This is a genomic window from Streptococcus mitis subsp. hohhotensis (assembly GCF_000722775.1).
GTDB classification, from domain to species: domain Bacteria; phylum Bacillota; class Bacilli; order Lactobacillales; family Streptococcaceae; genus Streptococcus; species Streptococcus carlssonii.
In genome coordinates this window covers 1-541 of record NZ_JPFZ01000003.1, presented here as the reverse complement: position 1 = coordinate 541, position 541 = coordinate 1, and the positions used below count along the sequence as shown (strand labels likewise).

Sequence of the window (541 nt, the reverse complement as noted above, 5' to 3'; positions counted from 1 at the left end):
AGCAGATTTGGCTAAGGCGGCTATTGAGGCAGCAACTGACCAAGCTGGAGTGACTGAGAAAGAAACAGCAGGCACAAACGCTATCAAAGCAGTGACTCCAGTAGGTAAAGAAAACGCTAAAAATGCGATTGATCAAGCTAAAGCTACTAAAGATAAAGAGATTGATGCGAATGATCAATTGAGTCAATCTGAAAAAGCGAAGGCTAAAGAAGCAACTAAGGCGGCAGCAGATTTGGCTAAGGCGGCTATTGAGGCAGCAACTGACCAAGCTGGAGTGACTGAGAAAGAAACAGCAGGCACAAACGCTATTAAAGCAGTGACTCCAGTAGGTAAAGAAAACGCTAAAAATGCGATTGATCAAGCTAAAGCTACTAAAGATAAAGAGATTGATGCGAATGATCAATTGAGTCAATCTGAAAAAGCGAAGGCTAAAGAAGCAACTAAGGCGGCAGCAGATTTGGCTAAGGCGGCTATTGAGGCAGCAACTGACCAAGCTGGAGTGACTGAGAAAGAAACAGCAGGCACAAACGCTATTAAAGCA

At 43.8% G+C, this 541-nt stretch carries 1 protein-coding gene; it reads left to right on the top strand.

Annotated elements, in window-relative coordinates; translation table 11 throughout:
• Positions 1-541 (top strand): DUF1542 domain-containing protein (locus SK608_RS00015; protein ID WP_050489899.1); only part of this gene is annotated, 541 nt, incomplete at both ends.